The 21,701-nt window shown below is 73.5% G+C and carries 18 protein-coding genes; 9 read left to right on the forward strand and 9 right to left on the reverse strand.

Translation table 11 applies throughout. From position 1 onward, the window contains the following. Window positions 1-34: 34 nt before the first annotated feature. The 5 genes from AB0881_RS19350 to AB0881_RS19370 form a co-directional block, all read right to left on the reverse strand. Entirely contained in the window at window positions 35-658 is a 624-nt protein-coding gene (locus AB0881_RS19350) for a GPP34 family phosphoprotein (protein WP_366618332.1), read from the reverse strand. Window positions 659-661: 3 nt separating this feature from the next. Continuing rightward, window positions 662-940, reverse strand: coding sequence for a hypothetical protein (locus AB0881_RS19355; protein ID WP_366618334.1), 279 nt, complete (start codon window positions 938-940; stop codon window positions 662-664). 3 nt (window positions 941-943) lie between these two features. Next, window positions 944-1,867 carry an SPFH domain-containing protein gene (locus AB0881_RS19360; RefSeq protein ID WP_366618336.1) on the reverse strand — a complete coding sequence of 308 codons (924 nt, stop codon included), beginning with the start codon at window positions 1,865-1,867 and terminating at the stop codon, window positions 944-946. A gap of 50 nt (window positions 1,868-1,917) precedes the next feature. Beyond that, entirely contained in the window at window positions 1,918-3,510 is a 1,593-nt protein-coding gene (locus AB0881_RS19365; protein ID WP_366618338.1) for an MFS transporter, read from the reverse strand. A 79-nt stretch (window positions 3,511-3,589) separates the two neighbouring features. Continuing rightward, entirely contained in the window at window positions 3,590-6,634 is a 3,045-nt protein-coding gene (locus tag AB0881_RS19370) for a BTAD domain-containing putative transcriptional regulator (protein ID WP_366618340.1), read from the reverse strand. 49 nt (window positions 6,635-6,683) lie between these two features. On the opposite strand from AB0881_RS19370, the gene AB0881_RS19375 reads away from it, so the two are divergent. Next, window positions 6,684-7,100 (forward strand): limonene-1,2-epoxide hydrolase family protein, encoded by a 417-nt coding sequence (locus AB0881_RS19375; RefSeq protein ID WP_366618342.1) that lies wholly within the window; start codon window positions 6,684-6,686, stop codon window positions 7,098-7,100. A gap of 10 nt (window positions 7,101-7,110) precedes the next feature. Here the strand turns inward: AB0881_RS19375 and AB0881_RS19380 are convergent, their stop codons facing one another. Next, complete coding sequence (locus AB0881_RS19380; protein ID WP_366618344.1) at window positions 7,111-8,034, reverse strand: LysR family transcriptional regulator; 924 nt, start codon at window positions 8,032-8,034, stop codon at window positions 7,111-7,113. Between the two features lie 114 nt (window positions 8,035-8,148). On the opposite strand from AB0881_RS19380, the gene AB0881_RS19385 reads away from it, so the two are divergent. Continuing rightward, window positions 8,149-8,736, forward strand: coding sequence for an ATP-dependent Clp protease proteolytic subunit (locus AB0881_RS19385; RefSeq protein WP_366618458.1), 588 nt, complete (start codon window positions 8,149-8,151; stop codon window positions 8,734-8,736). A gap of 381 nt (window positions 8,737-9,117) precedes the next feature. Next, complete coding sequence (locus AB0881_RS19390; RefSeq protein WP_366618346.1) at window positions 9,118-9,591, forward strand: excalibur calcium-binding domain-containing protein; 474 nt, start codon at window positions 9,118-9,120, stop codon at window positions 9,589-9,591. Between the two features lie 6 nt (window positions 9,592-9,597). Here the strand turns inward: AB0881_RS19390 and AB0881_RS19395 are convergent, their stop codons facing one another. Then, window positions 9,598-9,948, reverse strand: coding sequence for a nucleotide pyrophosphohydrolase (locus AB0881_RS19395; RefSeq protein ID WP_366618348.1), 351 nt, complete (start codon window positions 9,946-9,948; stop codon window positions 9,598-9,600). A gap of 172 nt (window positions 9,949-10,120) precedes the next feature. Here AB0881_RS19395 and AB0881_RS19400 point away from each other — a divergent pair, with 172 nt between their 5' ends. Continuing rightward, window positions 10,121-12,106 (forward strand): N-6 DNA methylase, encoded by a 1,986-nt coding sequence (locus AB0881_RS19400; protein ID WP_366618350.1) that lies wholly within the window; start codon window positions 10,121-10,123, stop codon window positions 12,104-12,106. Between the two features lie 4 nt (window positions 12,107-12,110). Here the strand turns inward: AB0881_RS19400 and AB0881_RS19405 are convergent, their stop codons facing one another. Continuing rightward, entirely contained in the window at window positions 12,111-12,803 is a 693-nt protein-coding gene (locus tag AB0881_RS19405; protein ID WP_366618352.1) for an SGNH/GDSL hydrolase family protein, read from the reverse strand. Between the two features lie 114 nt (window positions 12,804-12,917). Between AB0881_RS19405 and AB0881_RS19410 the strand changes: the two genes are divergently transcribed. The 5 genes from AB0881_RS19410 to AB0881_RS19430 all read left to right on the forward strand — a co-directional run bounded on the left by AB0881_RS19410 (window position 12,918) and on the right by AB0881_RS19430 (window position 19,608). Further along, the gene (locus AB0881_RS19410) at window positions 12,918-13,829 is read left to right on the forward strand and encodes a serine/threonine-protein kinase (RefSeq protein WP_366618354.1); all 912 of its coding nucleotides are present in this window, start codon (window positions 12,918-12,920) and stop codon (window positions 13,827-13,829) included. 70 nt (window positions 13,830-13,899) lie between these two features. Then, window positions 13,900-14,481, forward strand: a complete 582-nt coding sequence (locus AB0881_RS19415; RefSeq protein WP_366618356.1) for a TetR family transcriptional regulator — start codon at window positions 13,900-13,902, stop codon at window positions 14,479-14,481. Between the two features lie 66 nt (window positions 14,482-14,547). After that, the gene (locus tag AB0881_RS19420; protein ID WP_366618358.1) at window positions 14,548-14,982 is read left to right on the forward strand and encodes an Rrf2 family transcriptional regulator; all 435 of its coding nucleotides are present in this window, start codon (window positions 14,548-14,550) and stop codon (window positions 14,980-14,982) included. A gap of 76 nt (window positions 14,983-15,058) precedes the next feature. Continuing rightward, on the forward strand, window positions 15,059-16,264 hold the full coding sequence (locus tag AB0881_RS19425; RefSeq protein WP_366618360.1) for a globin domain-containing protein: 1,206 nt from the start codon (window positions 15,059-15,061) through the stop codon (window positions 16,262-16,264). Window positions 16,265-16,305: 41 nt separating this feature from the next. Further along, on the forward strand, window positions 16,306-19,608 hold the full coding sequence (locus AB0881_RS19430; protein WP_366618362.1) for a DUF4132 domain-containing protein: 3,303 nt from the start codon (window positions 16,306-16,308) through the stop codon (window positions 19,606-19,608). Window positions 19,609-19,773: 165 nt separating this feature from the next. Here AB0881_RS19430 and AB0881_RS19435 read toward each other — a convergent pair whose 3' ends face one another. Beyond that, window positions 19,774-21,648, reverse strand: a complete 1,875-nt coding sequence (locus AB0881_RS19435) for a DUF2075 domain-containing protein (protein WP_366618363.1) — start codon at window positions 21,646-21,648, stop codon at window positions 19,774-19,776. Window positions 21,649-21,701 lie beyond the last annotated feature (53 nt).

Raw genomic sequence — 21,701 nt, forward strand, 5'->3', positions numbered from 1 at the left:
GGTGAGGGACCGGCCCCCTCGGGGAGGGGACCGGTCAGCCGGCCGCGGCGCCCCAGTAGTCGGCCAGCGCCTTCTTCACCGCGGGGGCGGCCGGGCCGGACCGGGCGGTCAGCTCGGCGATCCGCCGCTTGTGCCGGCGCCGGTCGGGCCTGGGCAGCACGGTCCGCAGCTCGCCGGCCGCGGCCAGCGCGACCGCGGCCGCGTCGTAGCTGTTGACGTGCGCCACCGGCTTGCCGCGCAGCGCCGACGAGGCGCCGCCCCACAGCGTCTTCACCACCCGCGGGTCCCGCACGCTGACCTGGTCGGCCGGGAACACCCCGAGCACCCGGCGCGGCCGCACCCGGATCCAGCCGGCGTCGGCCAGCTCGTCCCGGACCGCCCGCACCATGGCGCGGCTGTCCTTGCGCACCCAGTACTTCCACGACCGCGGCTTGGACGCGGTGATCTGGGCGAGCAGCCCGTACGGGTCGTCGCCCGGGGTGTCGGGCTTGGGGCGCCGCCGCTCCTCGGTGAGCCGCCCGTCCAGGTACAGCTCGGTGAGGGCGGCGGCGCGCAGCAGGTAGCCGAGGCGTTCGCCGCTCAGCGCCATGCGCTGCTTGTTGAGGTCGTACGCCAGGAGGTACATCCGGGCCGGGAGGGAGTCGGGAACGTCGACCATGAGCTACTCCTCGTTCAGGGGAGCGCCGCGGGGCGGCGGCTCGGATCCATCGTCGCCCGCGGTCCCGGGCGGCGCCGCGTCGGGGTCGCTGCGGGCCGGGCGGCCGGGGCGCCGCATCCGCCCGGCGGCGCGGGGCATCCGCCCGGCGTCCGACAGCGCCGCGCGCAGCAGGAACTCGATCTGGGCATTGGTGCTGCGCAGCTCGTCCGCCGCCCAGCGGGCCAGCGCGTCATGGACGGCGGGGTCGAGCCGCAGCAGGATCTTCTTACGCTCGGAGGCCACGGGTCACTGGTAGAGGGAACCGGTGTTGACCACCGGCTGCGCGTCCCGGTCGGCGCACAGGACCACCAGCAGGTTGCTGACCATGGCGGCCTTGCGCTCCTCGTCCAGGTCGACGACGTTCTCCTCGTCCAGCCGGTCCAGGGCCAGCTGGACCATGCCGACCGCGCCCTCGACGATCCGCTGCCGCGCGGCCACCACCGCGCCCGCCTGCTGGCGGCGCAGCATCGCCTGCGCGATCTCGGGGGCGTACGCCAGCCCGGTGATCCGGGACTCGATGATCTTCACGCCGGCCGAGGCCACCCGCAGCGACAGCTCCTCCGACAGCTTCCCGGTGATCTCGTCGGCGTTGTCGCGCAGCGACAGCTGCTCGTGCGAGTCGTACGGGAAGCTGCCGGCGATGTGGCGGACCGCGGCCTCGGTCTGGAACGCGACGAACTCCACGAAGTCGTCCACCGCGAACACCGCCCGGGCGGTGTCCTCGACCTGCCAGACGACCACGGCCGAGATCTCGATCGGGTTGCCCTCCAGGTCGTTGACCTTGGCCAGCCCGGTCTCGTGGTTGCGGATCCGGGTGGAGACCTTCTTGCGGTCGGTGATCGGGTTCACCCAGCGGAGGCCGTCGGTGCGGACCGTTCCGCTGTAGCGGCCGAGGACCTGCAGCACCCGCGCCTCGCGCGGCGCCACCGGGGTCAGCCCGGCCATGATCACCAGTCCGGCCAGCGCCAGCACCACGCCGAGCGCGACGCCGACCGCGATCCCGGCGCCGCCGGCGGCGATGCCCCCGGCGAGCACCGCGGCGGCGACCAGGATCAGCAGCAGGCTCAGCCCCAGCAGGGGCCAGCCGTTGGCGTCCCGGGCGGGACGCTCCTCGATCTCCAGTTCGGGCATCTCGACCGGGGGGCCGGCGGGGGTGGTCACTTCGCTCATTCAGCGCCTCCTTCGTATGGCACCAAGTTAGCAAAGTGATATCACTTTTGCTAGTCGGACTTCGCGGCGCCCGCCGGCACGGCCGCACCGGCCTCGCCCGGCCCCGCCTCGTACTCGGCCGCGTCCGGGATGACCTTGGGCACCCCGCGCAGCGCGACCAGCGCGAACAGCCCGGCGGCCGCGGCGAGACCGGTACTGCACAGCATCGCGGCCTGCATCCCGGACGCGAACGCCTCCCCGGCCGCGCCCGCGACCTGCGCCGCGAGCCGCTCCGGCAGCCCGGCGGCCGCCTGCATCGCCCCGCTCAGCGAGTCCCCGGCGGCCGCCCCCGCCGCGGCCGGCAGGCCCGCGGGCAGCTCGATCGCGTCGCGGTACACCGCGTTCAGCACGCTGCCCAGGACGGCCATGCCCAGCGAACCGCCCAGCTCCATGCCGGTCTCCGAGATCGCCGACGCCGCGCCGGAACGCTCCCGGGGCACGGTCGCCAGCACGGTGTCGGCCGTGACCGTCATGGCCATGCCCATGCCGAGCCCGGACAGCAGGACCGGGCCCACCAGCACCAGGTAAGAGGTGTCGGTCCCGGCCTGGGAGAGCAGCGCGTACGCCACCGCGCCGAGGATCAGCCCGGCGGCCACGACGCGGGCCCGGCCCAGCAGCGAGATCAGCGGCGGCGCCAGCGCGGCACCGCCGATCATCGCGCCCAGCGCGCCCGGCAGCCCGGCCAGCCCCGACTGGAGCGGCGACCAGCCCAGCACCAGCTGGAAGTACAGCGAGAAGATCAGCGACTGGGCGACCAGCGCGAACATCGCGAACATGTTCGCGACCACCGAGCCGGAGAACGCCGCCAGGCGGAAGAGCCGCACGTCGATCAGCGGGTCGGCGACCCGGACCTGGCGCACCGCGAACGCCGCCAGCCCCGCCGCGCCGACCAGCGCCGCCGCCAGGACCTCCAGGCTCGGGCCGTGCGCCGCCAGCTCCTTGATCGCGTACACCAGGCCGATGACGCCGGCGATCGACAGCGGCACGCCGAGCAGGTCCAGCCGGCCCGGGCGCGGGTTGCGGCCGGCGGGCAGCACGGCCGCGCCGGCGGCCAGCACCACCAGCATGATCGGCACGTTGATCAGGAACACCGAGCCCCACCAGAAGTGGTCGAGCAGCGCGCCGCCGAGCACCGGGCCGAGCCCGATCGCCAGCCCGCTGACGCCGCTGAAGGCCCCGACCGCCATCGTGCGCTCCTTCGGGTCGGTGAAGACCCGGCGGATCAGCGACAGCGCGGACGGCATCAGCGTCGCGCCCGCCACGCCCAGCAGGAACCGCGCCGCGATCAGCGTCTCGGCGGTCCAGGCGTACGCGGTCAGCGCCGACGTGGCCGCGAACAGCCCGGCGCCGGCCAGCAGCAGCCGCTTGTGGCCGACGCGGTCGCCGACGCCGCCCATCGTGATCAGCAGCCCGGCCAGCGCGAACCCGTACGCGTCCGCGATCCACAGGATCTGCGTGGCCGACGGCCGCAGATCCGCCGTCAGGTGCGGCACGGCCTGGTTCAGCGCGGTGAGGTCCAGCGCGGGAACCATGATGACGAGCAGGCACAGCCCGAACGTCGCCCATTTCCGGGCCGGGGAGTAGAGGGGGTAGGTGTCGTTCATGACCGCCACGATCGGCGGCGGCGCTGACCGTTCCCGCACCGTCCGCTGACCATGGCCGGCGGGACCGGTCAGCGCGCGGTCAGCGGGTGATCAGCTCGTCCACGGACATCGCCGCGCCGCGCTCCAGGGCCGCCTCGTACGCGGCGTCCCCGAGCAGCGCGCGGGCCCCCGCCGCCACCCGCCCGGCGTCCGGATCGCCGTCGACGGGCGCCCCGTTCAGCGACGCGGTCGCGCCCAGCAGCAGCGCCGCCAGCTCGCCGTCGCCGTCCGCCACCGCCGCGCCCGCCAGCCCGACGACCGCCCGGATCCGGTTCATGAACACCGGATGCTCGAAACTGATCTCCAGCGCCCGCCGCAGCAGCGGCCGGGCCCGCGCCACGTCCCCCTCCGCGACCGCGATCCAGCCCTGCCCCACCAGCGCCGCCACCCGGGTCGCCGAGGCGATGAACCGGGACGTGGTGAACTGGTCCCCGGCCTGCGCGTACAGCCGGCGGGCCGTCTCCAGATCGCCGCGCAGCCGGGCGACGTCACCGAGGCCGCAGCGGGCGGCCGCGACCTTGTCCGGAGCGCCCGTGCGGTGCGCCGCCCCCAGCGACTCCTCGAAGTCGGCGTACGCGGCGTCCAGGTCGCCCTCCTGGATGAACAGCTCGGCGCGCCGGCACAGCAGGTCGGCCTGCTCCTCCAGCGCGCCCAGCTCCAGGACCAGCCCGAGCGCCTCGTTCAGCAGCTCCATCGCCCGCGGCCGGTCCCCCTGCCAGGCGGCGAGCTGGGCCATCGGGTCGAGCGAGTTCGCCATCCCCCAGCGGTCGCCCAGCGCACGGAACCCCTCCAGCGCCACCCGGCACGCCTCGGCGGCGCCCGACAGGTCCCCGCGGAACTGCCGCAGGAACCCGTCGCTCATGCGGAGCAGGGCCGACGACCAGGGATCGCGGCCCGACTGCAGCTCGTGCGTCTCGATGTCGGTCCGGTCGGGACCGGCCGTGAGCGCCCACTGCACCAGGGTCGCCGGATAGGTGACCTGCCACTGCAGCCCGGCCATCCGCTCCGTGGCCAGGTCCAGCGCCGCCGCTGCCGCCGGGCCCGACGCCCCGGCCGAGATCGCGTTCGAGACGCACAGGATGTACTCCTCGTCCATCCCGGGCGGCGGGTCCACCCCGACCCGGTCCAGCAGCTCCAGCGTCAGCGGGCCGCCCTCGACCCGGCCGCGCAGCCACCAGTACCAGGTCAGGACCGCCACCAGCCGCAGCGCCGTCGCCGGGTCGTCCCGCACGGCACGGCGCAGCGCCGCGTGCAGGTTGGCGTGCTCGGCCGCAAGCCGGGCCAGCCACTCCAGCTGCCCGCCGCCGCGCAGGTGCGGGTCCGCGCGCCGCGCGAGCCCGAGGAAGTACGCCGTGTGCGCCGCCCGCAGCCGGTCGCCCTCGCCCGCCTCCTCCAGCCGCTCGGCGCAGAACGCGCGCACCGTGTCCAGCATCCGGTAGCGGGTGCCGTCGGTCTGCAGCAGCGACTTGTCGACCAGCCCGACCAGCAGCTCGTCGGCCTCGTCCACGCCGCAGACCGCCTCGACGCCCTCCAGCGTCGCGCCGCCGGCGAAGACCGTCAGCCGCCGCGCCAGCGCCCGTTCCGGCTCGTCCAGCAGGTCCCAGCTCCACTCCACCACCGCGCGGAGGGTCCGGTGCCGCGGCGCCGCCGCCCGGTCGCCGCGCGACAGCAGCCGGAACCGGTCGCCCAGCCGCCGCGCCACCTCCTGGACGGGCAGCGCCCGCAGCCGCGCCGCCGCCAGCTCGATCGCCAGCGGCAGCCCGTCCAGCGCCGCGCAGATCCGCAGCACGTCCGCCGCGTTGGTCTCGTCCACCGCGAACCCCGGCCGGACCGCCGCGGCCCGGTCGGCGAACAGCCGCACCGCCGGGTACGCCGCGGCGTCCGCGCCGCCCTCCGCCGGCAAGGGCAGCGGCGGCAGCGGCAGCAGCGACTCCCCGGTGATCCCGAGCGGCTCGCGGCTGGTGGCCAGCACCCGCAGCCCCGACCGGGCCGCCAGCAGCCGGTGCGCCAGCCGCGCCGCCGCCTCGATCACGTGCTCGCAGTTGTCGAGGACGAGCAGCATCCGGCGCGCGCCGAGCGCCGTCACGATCCGCTCCACCGGATCGACGGCCTCCGCGCCGGGCCGCATCCCGCTCTCCCGCAGGTCCAGCGCGCTCAGCACGGCCTTCGGCACCTCGGCGCCGTCGCCCAGGGGGGACAGGTCGACGAAGCAGACCTCGCCGTCCTCGCGTTCCGCCGCCTCCAGCGCCAGCCGGGTCTTGCCGACCCCGCCGGGCCCCAGCAGCGTCACCAGCCGCCCCTCCGCCAGCGTCCTGCCGACCCGGTCCAGCTCCTCCTCGCGCCCGACGAAGCTGGTCAGCTGCGCGGGCAGCGCCCGGCGCGGCGCCGGCCGCAGCGCCGGATCGCCGCGCAGGATCGCCACGTGCACGTCCGCCAGCTCGCCGGACGGGTCGGCGCCCAGCTCCTCGGCCAGCAGCGCCCGCGCCTCCTCGTACACCTCCAGCGCCTCGGCCTGCCGCCCGCTCCCGTACAGGGCCCGCATCAGCAGCCCGCGCGCCCGCTCCCGGAGCGGATGCTCCGCGACCAGCCGCCGCATCCGGGCCGCCGCCGCGCCGTGCTCGCCCGCGGCGATCTCGGCCTCGGCGCAGTCCTCGGCCACCCCGGCCCGCCGCTCCTCCAGCCGCGCCACCTGCCCCGCCGCGAACGGCGCGGCGACCCCGGCCAGCGCCGGCCCGCGCCACAGCTCCAGCGCCTCCCGCGCGCGGCCCTCCCGCGCCAGCCGCTCGAAACGGTGGACGTCCACGTCCTCACGATCGACCGCCAGCCGGTACCCGGCCGCGCGACCCTCGACGAGCGACGCGTCCCCCAGCCCCCGCCGCAGCCGCGAGACCTGCGACTGGAGCGCGTTCGCGGCGTTGTCGGGCGGGTCCTCCCCGTACAGGCCGTCGATCAGCCGCTCCGTCCCGACCACGTTGCCCGCGTCCAGGAGGAGCATCGCCAGCAGGGCCCGCACCCGCGGCCCGCCCACCTCGACGGGCTCCCCGCCGGCCCGGACCTCGACGGGCCCCAGAACGCCGAACTGCATGGGGATGATTGTCCCGTATAGCGTGGGGTCCCCCGACATCGGAGGAGTCATGTCCACCGCGACCGTGACCGGTTTCCTCGCCGCGCTCGAGGACCTCGACATCGACCGGGCCCTCACGTACGCCGACCCCGAGATCGTCTACCAGAACGTCCCGCTGCCGCCCGCCCGCGGGATCAAGGCGTTCGAACGCCAGATGCGCGCCATGGCCCGCTACGGCACCGGCTTCGAGGCCCGCGTCCACAACATCGCCGCCGACGGCGGCACCGTCCTCACCGAACGCACCGACGCCCTGGTCATCGGCTCCTGGCGGGCCGAGTTCTGGGTCTGCGGCACCTTCGAGGTCCGGGACGGGAAGATCGTCCTATGGCGCGACTACTTCGACTGGCCCACCGTCATCGCCGCGAGCGTCAAGGGCCTCCTCCGCGCCGCCCTCGCCGGCCCCCGCCGCCAGAGCGCGAAGGCCTGAGCCGGCCGCGTCATCCACGCAGCAGGGCCCGGTCGATCTCCGGGAGCCAGCCGCGGCCGGGCGTCCGGGCCTCCGGCAGGGCCTCCAGCAACCGCGCCAGTCGGGGGTCCCGGTCGTCCCGCCGCCACACGATCGACCACACGTGCAGCGGCGTCGGGTCCACGATGCGGATCTGCCGCATGTCCGGATCGTGCGGCAGATCCGTACCGGACTCACCCAGCACGACCGCCCGCTTTTCCTCGCGCATCAGCCTGCTGTAATCACGCACGCCCAGAGCCGGCGCGGCGAACCGTACCGGCACCCCCAGCTCGTCGCGGAACCGCTCCAGCCACCCGCGCCATTCCGTGGAACCCCCGGGATCCGGCATCACCACCCCGAAATCCCGCAACTCCTCCACGCCGACCGAGGACCGCCCCGCCAGCGGATGCCCTTTGACGACGAACGCGTCCACGGAAACGACCTGGACGGGCCGCCGCAGCAATTCCGCCGGCCACGGACCCATATCCGCCGCGCGCCCGAAAGCCGCGTCGAGCTCACCGTTCAGAACGGCCGGAAGGGCGATCCCCAGCCCCTGCCGCATGCTGGACTCCACCCGCACGCCCGCCCTCTCGACGGCGGCGCGCAGCAGCTTCATCGGCGTGAACCGCTCCGCGTGGACGTCGACCCGCAGCGGCTCTACGCTGAAAGCGGACACCGCCCGGTCGTACGCGTCGACCACGTCCCTGGCCAGCGGCAGGAACCGCCGCCCCGCCGCCGTCAGCTCCACCCGCCGCGTCGTCCGCGCGAACAGCGACGCCCCCAGCGCCTCCTCCAGCCGCCGCACGCGCTTGGACAACGCCTGCTGGGTGAGGAACAGCCGCTCCGCCGCCCGCCCGAAATGCAACTCCTCCGCGGCCGCCACGAACGCCCGCATCCCGTGGAGATCCGGCTCCATGACCCCACCCTATTGACAACCGCCGGTTGTCACCCGCGCCTCCGAAGCTGTTGGACCCGCCCCCGGCCCCCTGGGTTACCTGGGCCCATGACGTTCCAGATGCTGCACGAGCCGATGTCCCGTACCGCCGAGGCGCCGCCCGCCCCGCCGAACGAGGTCTTCCAGCGCCTCCTGAGCCAGCGCATCATCGTCCTGGGGCAGCAGGTCGACGACGAGATCTCCAACCGCATCTGCGCCGAGATGCTCCTCCTCTCCGCCGAGGACCGGCACCGCGACATCCACCTCTACATCAATTCCCCCGGCGGCTCGGTGACCGCCGGAATGGCCATCTACGACATCATGCAATTCATCCCGAACGACGTGGCGACCCTTTCCATGGGCTTCACCGCCTCCATGGGCCAGTTCCTCCTCTGCGCCGGCGCCCCCGGAAAGCGCTACGCCCTCCCGCACGCCTCGATCCTCATGCACCAGCCCTCCGGCGGCATCGCCGGAACCGCCTCCGACATCCGCATCCAGGCCGAGCACATGCGCGCCACCAAGCGCCTCATCCAGGAACGCATCGCCTTCCACACCGGCCAGCCCGTCGAACGCATCGAGGCCGACTCCGACCGCGACCGCTACTACACCGCCGAAGAGGCCCGCGCCTACGGCTTCGTAGACCACGTAATAACCTCCGCCGACACCCTCCCCACCCCCCGCTGACCCGGCGGCGATCTTCTATGTGGTGGCGCAGTGGTACCTCCACAGGGCCGCGCGGAAGATCATGCGGACCAAGGCGGGCTGAGCGGGACGGACACCAAACGCGATCGCCGTTCTCGGTCGAGGTGGCTGAGGGGCGCGGGCGGCGAGGGTGTGGTGCCGGGAGAAGGGAACGGCCTCCTCGTCGCGCGCTGGCCCGTCCCAAGGTGCGCCTACATTCATTCGATGTCGGTGCAAAGCCTGGTTGGGAGGCGGGGGAGCGTCGGAAAAGTGTGCTTCTGTGGGCATGTGACTGACCACCGCGTACGGGGTCGTACGGGTGGAGCCGGCGGAACCGGCTGACATGCCCGGTGGCGGCCCCTGCCTTCAGGAAGCCGGACGATCATGTCCCATCGCCGCAATCCGTGCTCGCTCCGATTGGCCGCCGCGGCCGTTCTCGTCGCGGGCGGCGCCGCGTGCGCCGAGACGCCCGAACGTCCCCCGCCGCAGGACGCGGGGGAGAGGACCGTCACCGAGACGGCCACGGCCGGACCGACGGAGACCGTCACGGAACGTCCGAGTACGGAGAGTCCCGCGCCGCCCCGGGCGCCCGCCGAAGAGCCCGAGACTCCCGCCCCGCCGCCCATCGATGAATCCCTCCCGGCGCCTTCCTCTCCGGAGGATCTCCCTACCGAGGAGTTCCTCTCGGACGAGCCCTCTCCTCTGGAGCCGTCCCCGGATGAGACCACCGACCCCCGCTTCGACACCTGCGCAGAGGCCAACGACGAGGGGTATGGCCCGTACTACGAGGGACTTGACCCCGAATACGAGTGGTACTGGGACCGGGACGACGACGGCATCGTCTGCGAGCCCCGCTGATAACGATCAGCTCAGGGGAGGGGCCTTGCGGATGGTGCCCCGGTAGGTCTCCGCGTCGTAGCGGCGTTCGCCCTCGTCGAGCTTGTCGTGGGCGGCCTGGACGAGGTCCACGCCGAGGACGTCGGCGAGCCTGGTGAGGTAGAGGAACACGTCGGCCATTTCGGCGCGTACGCGGCGGCCGGCCTCGGGGTCGGCCATGACGTCCGCGGACTGCTCCGGCGTGAGCCACTGGAATTCGGCGGCGAGCTCGCCCGCCTCGCCGGTCAGGGCCATGGCCAGGTTCTTGGGCGTGTGGAACTGCTCCCAGTCCCGTTCGGCCGCGAACGCGCGGAGCCGGGCCGCCAGTTCTTCGTGCATCGGGCCAGGTTATGCCCGTTCTCCGGTGGTCGTCCGGTGGTGTCACGCGCGCTGACATTAGTTGTTGATTAAATCAACCATCACGGCCATGGCGCTGGCTCGTTACACTACGCTGCGGTAGCGTGATGTTCGCGCGTGACCTCCGGAGGTGGCGCCTGACCTGGGAGTTGACGTGCAGCCAGATGCGACGGTGACCGCCGCCGACATCGCCCGACTCGCCGGTGTGGGACGGGCCGCCGTGAGCAACTGGCGGCGCCGGCACGACGACTTCCCCGAGCCCGTCGGCGGCACCGCGACGAGCCCCTCCTTCTCCCTGCACGAGATACGCGAGTGGCTGAACGTCCAGGGCAAGCTCAAGCGCGAGTCGTCCGGCGAGCAGCTCTGGCAGGAGCTGCGCCGGGCCGCGGACGCGGTGGCGCTGGCCGACGTCCTGCTCTTCGCGGGCGCGTTCCTCCTCTTCGTCCACCGCGAGCCCGAGCGGTGGCGCGAGCTCGCCGCGCGGCCCGACGGCGAGCTCGCCGGGGAACTGCCCGGGGCGGTACGGGCCACCGCGACCGGCCTGCCCGCCGACGAGGTGTTCCCGCCCGCGCTGGAGCCGGCGCACGTGCCGCTCGCGCGCGGCCTCGCCGACCTGGCCGGGGAGCGCGGCGCCCCCGAGGCGTTCGAGTTCCTGCGGCAGCGCTACTTCGAGCTGCACAAGCGGCGCGTGTACGAGACGCCCGAGCCGATCGTCCGGCTCGTCCTCGACCTGGCCGGCGAGGAGACCGGGACGCTGTTCGACCCCGCGTGCGGCTCGGGCGGGTTCCTGCTCGGCGCGCTGGACGCGCTGGACGCCACCGAACTGCTCGGCCAGGAGTCCGACGAGGCCACGGCGCGGATCACCGCGGTACGGATGGCACTCCGGACGCGGAACGCGGTCGTCCGCGCGGGCGACTCCCTGCGCGAGGACGCGTTCCCGGACGTCCAGGCCGACCTGGTGGTGACGAACCCGCCGTTCAACGACCGCAACTGGGGCTACGACGAGCTGATCGCCGACCCGCGGTGGGAGTACGGCCTGCCGCCGCGGATGGAGTCCGAGCTGGCCTGGGCCCAGCACGCGCTGGCGCACGCCCGCCCCGGCGGCACCGTGATCATGCTGATGCCGCCGGCGGCGGCCAACCGGCGCTCCGGCCGCCGGATCCGCGGGCAGCTGCTGCGCAGCGGCGTGCTGCGCGGCGTGTTCGGCCTCCCGGTCGGCGCGGTCCCCAACATGGCCGTGCCGCTGGCGGTCTGGGTCATGCGCCGGCCCGCGCCCGGCGACCCCCGCGTCGACCACATCCTGATGGTCGGCACCGCCGACCGCGAGGACTTCGCCGAACGCGCCCTGGACGCCTGGCGCGGGTTCCAGCGCGACCCGTCCGCCGAGTACGACGAGCCCGGCATCGGCCGCGCCGTGCGCATCATCGACCTGCTCGACGACGAGGTCGACCTCGACCCCGGCCGCTACGTCCAGCGCGTCGCCGACAAGCGCTTCGCGACGGTCCGCACCGAGGCCGAGGACCTCCTGTCCGCGCTCCGGGCCGCGCTGCCGTCCCTGGACGAGGCCGCCGAGCCGCCCCCGGCGGCGGGCACGTTCGGCGACCACGCCAAGACCGGGATCCTCGCGCTCCACCAGGCCCCGATGAGGATGGAGACGGAGACGGGCGACGTCCCCGTCCTCACCGTCCAGGACATGGTCGCCGAGGGCGCCCCGTCCGGCCGTACGGACGAGGACCCGGGCCACATCCTGCTTCGGGAGGGCGACGTCGTCACCCCCGCGACGGCCCGCGGGACCGTGCCGCGCGTCATCACCTCCGAGGAGGAGGGCGCGGCGCTCGGCCCGCACCTCTACCTGGTCCGCGCCGATCCGGACCACTTCGTCCCGGAGTTCGTGGCCGGCCACCTGCACGTCGCCGCCCGCGCGGTCGCCGCCCGCGGCTCCAGCGCGTCCAACCGCCTGGACGTCCGCCGCGCCCGCCTGCCCCGCATCTCCCTGGACGCCCAGCGCCGCTACGGCGAGGCGTTCACCGCCCTGGCCGCGTTCGAGTCGACCCTCCGCAGATTCTCCGAGACGGGCCAGGAACTCCTCGGCATCAGCCTCGACGGCCTCGGCGACGGCGCCCTCCTCCCGCCCGAGTGACGGGTCAGGACGCGAGGAGTTCCGCCACGGCCTGCGCCCAACGTCGGTAGCCCTCCGCCGACGGGTGGAAGCGGTCCCGGGCGAAGAACTCCGGGCCGGCCGGCACGATGCCGCCGGAGTCGACCCACGTCACGGTCGGCCGCCCGGCGCACACCCGCCGGGAGACCGCGTCCAGCGCGTCCGCACGTTCCGCCAGGTATCCGCGCAGAGCCCCCGGAAGCGACGGGAACGCCCGGAACGGTGGCACGCCGGTCATCACCACCCGCCCGGCGCGTTGGCCGAGCCCGTCGAGTACGGCGCTCAGATCGTCCTCCCACTTCCGCGGGGAGCTCCGGTGCAGCACGTCGTTGACGCCGGCGAGCAGCACGGCGGCGTCCAGGCCGTCCCCGAGCCGCGGCAGGAGCTCGTCGCGGACCTCGCCCACGGTGACGGAGTTGCGCCCGGCGACCTCCCACTCGACGGGCCGTCCGGTACGTTCGGCCAGTTCGCGCGCCAGGCAGGCCGTGAAGCCGTCCTCATAGGAGCCGACCCCGCAGCCGGCCGCGGTCGACTCGCCCAGGACGCCGACGCGCACCGCCGCGCCGGAACCGTTCCCCGCGACACCGCTGTACGGACCGGACGCCTCGGGAAGCCTCTCGGTCGTCGCGCGGACCCAGAGACCCTGGACGGCGACGAGGGGCAGCGACAGCGGATTCATGAACGGTTCCTCTCCACGGCGGCGAATCGGTGGACCCGCCTTCCGCGCCGTTTCCAGACCCCGGGGCCGGGGGGACACTTGGTGACAAGGTAGTCGCGGCGCGTGGGGAGACAAGTGCGGATCGCCGACCGTTACACCAAGGTCAGGGGCCTCGGAGCCGGAACCATGGGGGAGGTCTGGGAGGGCAGGGACGAGCGGCTCAATCGCGAGGTCGCCATCAAGCTGATCCGCGGGAACGGCCACCCGCCCGACGACGAGGTGCGCCGCAGGTTCTTCCGCGAGGCGCGCGTGCTCGGCCGGCTCCGGCATCCCGGCGTGCCCGTGCTGTACGACTTCGGGGGCGACGGGCCCGCGGACCTCTTCCTCGTCATGGAGCTGGTCCCCGGCGCCACCCTCGACGACCTGGTGGGGGAGATCGACCCCGTTCCCGTCCCGTGGGCCGCCGCGATCGGCGCGCAGCTGTGCGCCGCGCTGGCCGCCGCCCACTCCGCGGCGCTCGTCCACCGCGACCTCAAGCCCGCGAACGTGCTGCTCGGCCGGAACGGCACGGTCAAGGTCGCCGACTTCGGTCTGGCGGGCCCGGCCGCCGACGGCGGCGGCGACCTGTCGGCCATCACGTGGACCGGCCAGATGCCCGGCACGGCCGTCTACATGGCGCCCGAACTCGCCGACGGCGAGCCCGCCGACACCCGCAGCGACCTGTACTCTCTCGGCTGCCTGCTGTACGAACTGCTGGCCGGCGAGCGGGTGTTCGCCTCGGACGACCCGGTCAAGGAGATCGGCCGGCACCTGGCCGAGCCGCCGCCGTCCGTACGGGAGGCCCGCCCGGACGTGCCGGCGGAGCTGGACGCGCTGCTGCGCGGCCTGCTGGCCAAGGACCCGTCCGAACGCCCGTCCGACGCCGCCGGAGTCTGCGCCCGCCTGCTCCCCTTGATCACGGCCCTGCCTCCGCTCCCCGGCTTCGTCGACGGCGGCCGCGGCGACCCGTCCCGCCTCTACGCCACCGCCGTCGCCGCCCTGGGCTGAACTGGGCTGACCTGCCCGCCCGCGGGTCAACGATTGTAGGCCAACGCTCGTTGGCAATAGGCTTGGCGGCATGCGCAGATCCTCGACCGAGACCAAGGCCGCGATCCTCAAGGCGGCCCGCGAGCGGTTCGCCGCCGACGGCTACGACCGCGCCACCATCCGGGCCATCGCGGCGGACGCGGCCATCGACCCGTCCATGGTCATGCGCTACTACGGCAGCAAGCAGCTGCTCTTCGCCGCCGCCGCCGACATCGACCTGCGCCTGCCCGACCTGTCCGCCGTCCCGCGCGACGAGATCGGCCGCGTCCTGGCCGCCCACCTCGTCGAACGCTGGGAGGGCGACGCCCTGCAGATCCTCCTCCGTACCGCGGTGACCGACCCCGACATCGCGGAGCGGATGCGCACCGTCTTCGCCGCGCAACTCGGCCCGCGGGTCGCCGAACTCACCGGCGACCCCGCCGAGGCCCCCGCCCGCGCCGGCCTCGCCGCCACCCAGGCGCTCGGCTTCGCCCTGTGCCGCTACGTCCTCCGCCTCCCGCCGGTCGTCGCCCTGGAACGCGAAGAGGCCATCGCCTGGCTGGCCCCCACCTTCCAGCACTACCTGACCGCTCCCCGCCCCGCCCTGACCGAGCACCTCGCCGGACCCGGCTGAGCCCTCCAAGGGCGTCGGCGCCGGCTGCGACCAAATTCACATCTCAGTTGCCAGTAAAGTGGATGGATGCGGCTGACGAAGTTCACTGATCTGGCGTTGCGGGTCGCGATGCGGCTGGCGGTGGCGGGCGAGGGGGAGACGCCGACCTCGCGGGAGGTCGCCGTGGCGGTGAACGCGCCGTACACCCATGTCGCCAAGGTGGTGAGCCGGCTGCGGGGGATGGGGGTGCTGGAGGCGCGGCGTGGGCGCGGCGGCGGGCTCGTACTGACCGGGGCCGGGCGTGAGGCGTCGGTCGGGTGGCTGGTCAGGGAGCTGGAAGGGCATGGTGACGTGGTCGGCTGCGAGGACGATCCGCCGTGCCCGCTGCGGTCGGCCTGCCGGCTGCGGATGGCCCTGCAGACGGCGCAGGAGGCGTTCTACCAGGCGCTCGACCCGATCACCGTGGGAGACCTCGTGGACGAGCCGGTACGGCCCGTGCTCGTGCGGTTGCTGCGCGGATAGCGGTGCCCCCGGATGGGGACCGGACGGCTCCGGCGAGATAATAAGAATCTCAGATGCCGATTTTGGAGGTCGTTCGATGCTGTCCGAACCGTCCGCCGCCATCGTCCGCGCCACCCTGCCGGCCGTCGGCGGCGCGATCGACCAGATCACCCCGCTGTTCTACGGCCGGCTGTTCGAAGCCCACCCCGAGCTGCTCCGCGACCTGTTCAACCGGGGCAACCAGGCGGACGGCACGCAGGCCAAGGCGCTCGCCGGCTCCATCGCCGCGTTCGCCACCCTCCTCCTGGAGCGGCCCGACCGGCGGCCCGACGCGATGCTCGCGCGCATCGCGCACAAGCACGCCTCCCTGGGGATCACCCCCGACCAGTACACGATCGTGCAGCGGCACCTGTTCGCGGCCATCGCCGAAGTGCTGGGCGAGGCGGTCACGCCGGAGGTCGCCGCCGCCTGGGACGAGGTGTACTGGCTCATGGCCGGCGCCCTCATCGCCATGGAGGCGCGGCTGTACGCGCAGGCCGGCGTGGAGAACGGCGACGTCTGGCGGGACTGGAAGGTCGTCGGCCGCCTGGAGGAGACCGCCGACGTGGCCACGTTCATGCTGCGTCCCGCCGACAGGGCACCGAGCCCGCCGTTCCAGCCCGGCCAGTACGTCTCGGTCCGCTGCCCCCTGCCGGACGGCGCCAGCCAGATCCGCCAGTACAGCCTCTCCTGCGCGCCCAATGGCACGGACCGCTGGATCTCGGTGAAGCGCGTCGCCGGTACCGACGGCGCCCCGGACGGCGAGGTCTCCAACTGGCTGCACGCGAACGTCAAGGAAGGGGACGTGCTCACGGTCAGCGCCCCGTTCGGCGACACCGTGCTGGACGAGGGGGAGTCCCCAGTGCTGCTGGCGTCCGCCGGTATCGGCGGCACCCAGACCATCAGCATGCTCGCCCACCTCGCCGCCACCGGTTCGGAACGGCGCGTGACCGTCGTCCACGCCGACCGTAGCGAGAGCACCCACCCGTTCCGTACGGAACTCGACCTGCTGGCGGGCAAGCTGCCCGACGCCGACGTCCATGTCTGGTACGAGCGGCCCGAGAGCCCCCGCGCTCCCGAGTACACGGGCCTGGCCGACCTGGCCGGCGTGGAGATCCCGGACGGTGTCCGCGCCTACCTGTGCGGGCCCGTCCCGTTCATGAAGTCGGTCCGCGGGCAGCTCCTCGCGCGCGGCGTCCCCGCGTCCCGCATCCACTACGAGGTCTTCGGCCCCGACCTCTGGCTGGCCGGCCCGGCCGGCTGAACCCCGGAGAATGTCGGTGGCGGGCCGTACGGTTGCCTGCCATGGACGAGCCCCCCGCCGAAGACGCCCTGGTCATCCCGGACGCGTGGCGCCGGATCCTGCATCCGAGGCGGGGCGGCGCGCCGGGGCCGCCGATCGAGATCGACGCCTCGGCGGCTGCGGCCCTGCGCGAGCTCGTCGCCCGGAAACGGCCCGAACTCGACCGGGTACGCGCCGGGACGGGCGGCGATCCGGAGATCGTCGAGGCGATCCGCGACCAGCTGGCCGGCCGGCCCGTCCCGCTGGGAGCGGCGGCCGTCGCGCGCCTGGTGTACCCGGCCGTGGACGACCGTTCGCCGCGGCCGCTGGTGGACGCCTGGGTGACCGAGCTCGGCGTCCCGTTCGCCGCGGCGGCGTGCGCGGAGCTGTGCGCGCTGGAGACGGCGGAGACCTGGCAGGCGGACAAGCGGATGAACCCGGCCTCCGGCATCGGCCGGGCGACCGCGTTCCCCTCCACCGATGACGGCTTCCTCGCCGCGGCCGCGCGGATGCGGGCGATCCTGGCCGCCGCGGACGAGCACGACTACCGGGACGCCGTCACCCGCCTGGCGGACCACCGCCGGACCGAGCCGCAGCGCGTCATCGTCTCCTTCATGGTGCCCACCAGGCAGGACTGGGTGGACGAGTGCCGCGTCCTGACCGAACCGCGAAGCCCGTACACCCGGATGCTCTGGTGCGCCTTCGGCGACGCCCGTCAGGCCGCCCGCATGCGCGGCCTGCCCCGGGACGAGAACGGCGAACCGAGCCTGGACGTCCTGGCCACCGTCGCCGACGGCATCGGCGCGGGCCTCGTCCCCGCACTGCTGCGGGCCCTGAGCAAGCACCCCTACCCCGGCCCGGACCGCAGGGTCTTCCTTGAGGTCCTGGGCGCGATGCCGTCCGACGAGGCCCTCACGGCACTGATCGAGTGGCGCGCGGAGACGCACGCCCTAGAAGCGCTCACCGCGGCGATGGACCGCTACCCGGGACGGGCCCTGCGCCTCCTCGCCGAGGCCGCCGCGGGCGCCGGCAAGGACACCCTGCCGGCCGAGCTGCTGACCTGGCTCGTGCGGGCCCGTCCCGACCTCGCCGCCGCCGAACGGCACCGGCCGGCCGTCGCCCGCGTCCTGGCCGCCGAGACCCGGGCCGAACCCGCCGCCCCCGGCGACCTTCCGCGGCTCCTCGCCGAACCGCCCTGGACCCGCAAGCGCAAGAAACCCGGCGAACCTCCCGCCATCGAACTCGCCCCGCCCGGCGACCGCGCCGAAGTCTGGGCACCGGGAGAGCGCGACGCCTGGCGCGCCGCCTCTTCCGCGAGCGGCCGCTGGTTCGCGGGCACCGCCCGCGACTGGCCGTCCGAAGTGAAGTCCTGCCGCGAGAACCCCGACGGCCTCGCCATCGGCCACCTCATCGCCGAGGGCCCCGAAGAACTGGTGCGGCCCCTGCTGTCCGAATGGCGGTGGCACGCCAGGGGCTGGGAGGCCGCCGACGGCGTCTGGATGCGGGCCGTCGTCGCCCGCCACGGCCTCGACGCCCTGCCGGTGGCGCTGCACGCCGCCCGCGCCAACCCCGGCGGCTGCGGAAAACTGCTCCTCCCTTACCTGGACGACGAGGTCGCCGCCCTGATGGCAGGCTGGCTGTCGCGCCTGAAGAGCGCCCGCCCGGCGGCCATCGCCTGGTTCACCCGCCACGGCGCCGCGGCGGCCCGCGCCCTCGTCCCGTCCGCCCTCGCCTCCAAGGACGCACCCCGCGCCGCCCCCCGCGCCGGCCGCCAGGACGCCGAGCGGGCGCTCCGCCTCATCGCCTCGGACATCGGCAAGGAAGCGGTCATCGACGCCGCCCGCTCCTACGGCGCCGAACCCGCCGACGCGATAGCCGCCCTGCTGTCCACCGACCCCCTCGAAGTGCTCCCGCCCCGGATCCCCAAGCTCCCCGCCTGGGCCGACCCCGCCGTCCTCCCGCCAGTGCTCCTGAACGGCCGCACCCGCGCCCTCCCCACCACCGAGCCGCTCCTCGTCATGCTGGCGATCTCCAAGCCGGGCGAGGCGTACGCGGGACTGGACGTCGTCCGCGAGACCTGCGACCCCGAATCCCTGGCCGAGTTCGGCTGGTCCCTGTTCATGCGCTGGCGCGCGTACGGCGAACCCTCCCGGCACGCCTGGGCCCTGCACCAGCTCGGCTGGACGGGCAACGACCGCACCGTCCGCCGCCTCACCCCGTTCATCCGCTCCTGGCCCGGCGAGGGCGGCCACCGCAAGGCCGTCACCGGCCTGGACGTCCTCGCCGAGATCGGCACCGACGTCGCCCTGACCCACCTGCACGGCTGCACGCGCCGGCTCCGCTTCAAGGGACTCAAGGCCCGCGCCGCCGAGAAGATCGACGACATCGCCGCCGCGCGCGGCCTCACACCCCTGCAGCTCGCCGACCGCATGGTCCCCGACTTCGGCCTGAACGCCGAGGGCGGCATGACCCTCGACTACGGCCCGCGCCGCTTCATCGTCGGCTTCGGCGAGCAGCTCGACCCGTACATCACCGACGAGAACGGCGCCCGCCGCAAACTCCTGCCCCGCGCCTCGGCCACCGACGACCAGCAGCTCGCCACCGCCGCCCGGCAGCGCTTCACCGCCCTCAAGAAAGAAGTGAAGACGGTCGCCGAGACGCAGATACGGCGCCTCGAAGCGGCCATGGTCGACCGCCGCCGCTGGACCGCCGCCGAGTTCCGCGACCTGTTCGCGGCGCACCCGCTCCTGTGGCACATCGTCCGCCGCCTCGTCTGGCTCAGCGAGGACGGCGGCAAGACCACCGCCTTCCGCCTCGCCGAGGACCGCACCCTCGCCGACGCCGACGACGCCGTCCTCACCCTCGCCGAGTCCGCCGAGATCGGCCTCGCCCACCCCGCCGACCTCGGCGACCGCCTCCGCGACTGGCGCCAGACCTTCGACGACTACGAACTCCTCCAGCCGTTCCCCCAACTGGACCGCCCCGTCCAGACCCTCACCCCCGCCGAACGCCGCGCCACCCGCCTGACCCGCCCCACGCCCCTGCTCATCGACCCCGCCGGCGCCACCGCCCTCCGCGCCCGAGGCTGGACCCGCCGCACCGCCGACGGCGCCTACGTGGAGGACTGCCTCTTCCGCCCCGCACCCCCGTCCGGCTTCCTCGTCCTCAACACGACCCACCACGCCGAACGCACCGAACGCGTCACCCACATCTGGTGCGCCGACCACCCCGGCCCCTACTCCCCGGCCCGCGCCCGCCCCCTGTGCACCCTCCACCCAGCCACCGCCTCCGAACTCCTCACCACCCTCACGACCCTCGAACCCTGAGACCGCCGGGCGTGCCGGCGTGTGCAGAAGACCGCCCGCCAGTTCGACGCGTGCCTGCCAATCAGCTAGCGCGGCACCGCGTCCGTGGCCGAGATTCCGCAAGCGTCGGTTGCGGTGTGAGACCCGCCCGCCTTCAACCCTGTCGGGCCAATGAACGCCATGGGTTCAGCGCTGGAGCTTGGCAAGGAACTGCTGTGTCCGCTCGTCCACGGAGTAAAGCAGCGTGCCCATCATGCCCCTGGTCAGCAGCACCTTGTAGGTGTTGCGGATGAGCACGTCGGCCTCCTGATCGGACACCTCCGGTGAGAGGAGCGCCGGATCGCGGCTCTCACCGCGTACCGTGACGAGCTTCCCGTCACGGTAGACGAGGTCGGGGCCGACTATCACGCCGTTCCAGTCGTACTCGAAACCCTGGGCGGTGAAGACGCACCCTACCTGCCCGAATCCGCCTGGATGGGTGGCCCAGAGGTCGCTGGGAGGTGCGTCGCCCACACCCTGGTTGTCCTTGACGTTCCAAGGGCGTTCCCACTCACCGATCCGCACGTCGGGAACGAGTTCGGGCCGGCCGGTCCGCGGATTCTTGCGCGCGTTGCTCCAAGGCCAGCAGAAGCCCGCGGTCATGCGCGCGGTGCGACCGTTCTCGTGGTGGTGCCGCAGCGCGGACTCCAGCTCAGCGGGTGAGTCCACGACGGTCACCTCGTAGTCGTCGTCGCCCATCCAACGTTCGGGCGGGTCCGGGTGAAGCCCGAGCAGCTTGCGCATCCAGTCCTCGTAACGCCGGCTGCCACCACACCGGAACTGCTCGTCCAGCGGTACGTGCTCGACGTTCAAGCCCCTGGCCGCCGCGTGCTCACGGATCCGCCGCAGCGTCCCCATCTCACCGGGACGGACGTTCTGCTGCCCATCCAGGAGAAACACCGGTACCCGTGCCGCGTCGATCAGCTCGTCGATCTGCAGCCGTTGTCCGCGGCCCGGGGACGACGCGTTGTTCGACACCCTGCGGATGCGATGGGCCTCGTCGCAGATCAAAGCGTCCAGCCCGTTCTTCTCCGCTCTCGTGAAATGGTTGAAGTATTTGAAGAGCTCGGCCGTCTGCCCTCCTCCGGCGACATGCCGGCGCATCGTCTGGGTGAACGACTTGGACCCGGTGGCGTGCAGCACCGAGTGGCCGCGCTGGGCCAGTTCGCCGAGCAGGGACAGCGTGATGACGCTCTTGCCGCTGCCTGGACCGCCGGTGATGACCACGACCGTCTTCAGGTCACTGCGGCGTGACTTGCCGACCGCGTCGAGGACCAGCTGGTAGGCCAGTCGCTGCTCGGCGATGAGCGTGAACTGATCCCTGTTCCGTATCTCCTCCATGGCATGCCGCAGCAGCTTCCTGGACGGTCGCACCTCGCTGTTCAGGAACCGGTCCGCTGCCTTGCGGCCGGGAAGGGGCGCGAACTTGTCCTGCAGGTACTCCACGAACGCGCCGCGGGTGGTCTGTGTGAAGAGCTGGGTGCGTGCGTCCTCCACCGCGTCGTAGAGGTCGATCACGTCTCCGCGGTCGGCGTTGTGCAGGTAGGCCACCGCGTGGAGGGCGTCGGGGGCGTTCGCCAGTTCGGTGAGGAAGCCGTAGATGTAGTCGGTGTATCCCCTGGCCTGCAGTGCCGGATGGAGCTTCGGCTTTCCGGTCATGTTGTGCACGACGACGCGGCTGGGGTTGTCCTCCCATACCTCCACGCGGCTCCACTGCTTGAGCTCCACGACGACGAAGGCGTCACCGCCGGTCCTGCGGTCGACTCCCGCGAGCACCACGTCCGCACGCTTGCTGGTCATGGGCAGCTTGTACTCGATGAGCATCTCCACCTGGCCGAGGCCCGCCTCGACCAGGTCCCGCGCGACGACGGGCACGCTGCGCTCCCAGGACCTGAACTCGGAGTCGGAGACCGACGTGCCCTGCATCTTCATCTCTTCGCGGAGGACGTGGGCGAACCTCGCCTCGACGGGGGAGAGCAGCGCCTCGGCGGTACGACGGAATGCCAGCAGGACGACCCCCACAGCACGAAGACTTCGCGCGGTTTGGGGGCGTGTCCCCGGCCGGTCACAGAAGG

The sequence above is a fragment of the Spirillospora sp. NPDC029432 genome (assembly GCF_040703975.1).
GTDB lineage: Bacteria > Actinomycetota > Actinomycetes > Streptosporangiales > Streptosporangiaceae > Spirillospora.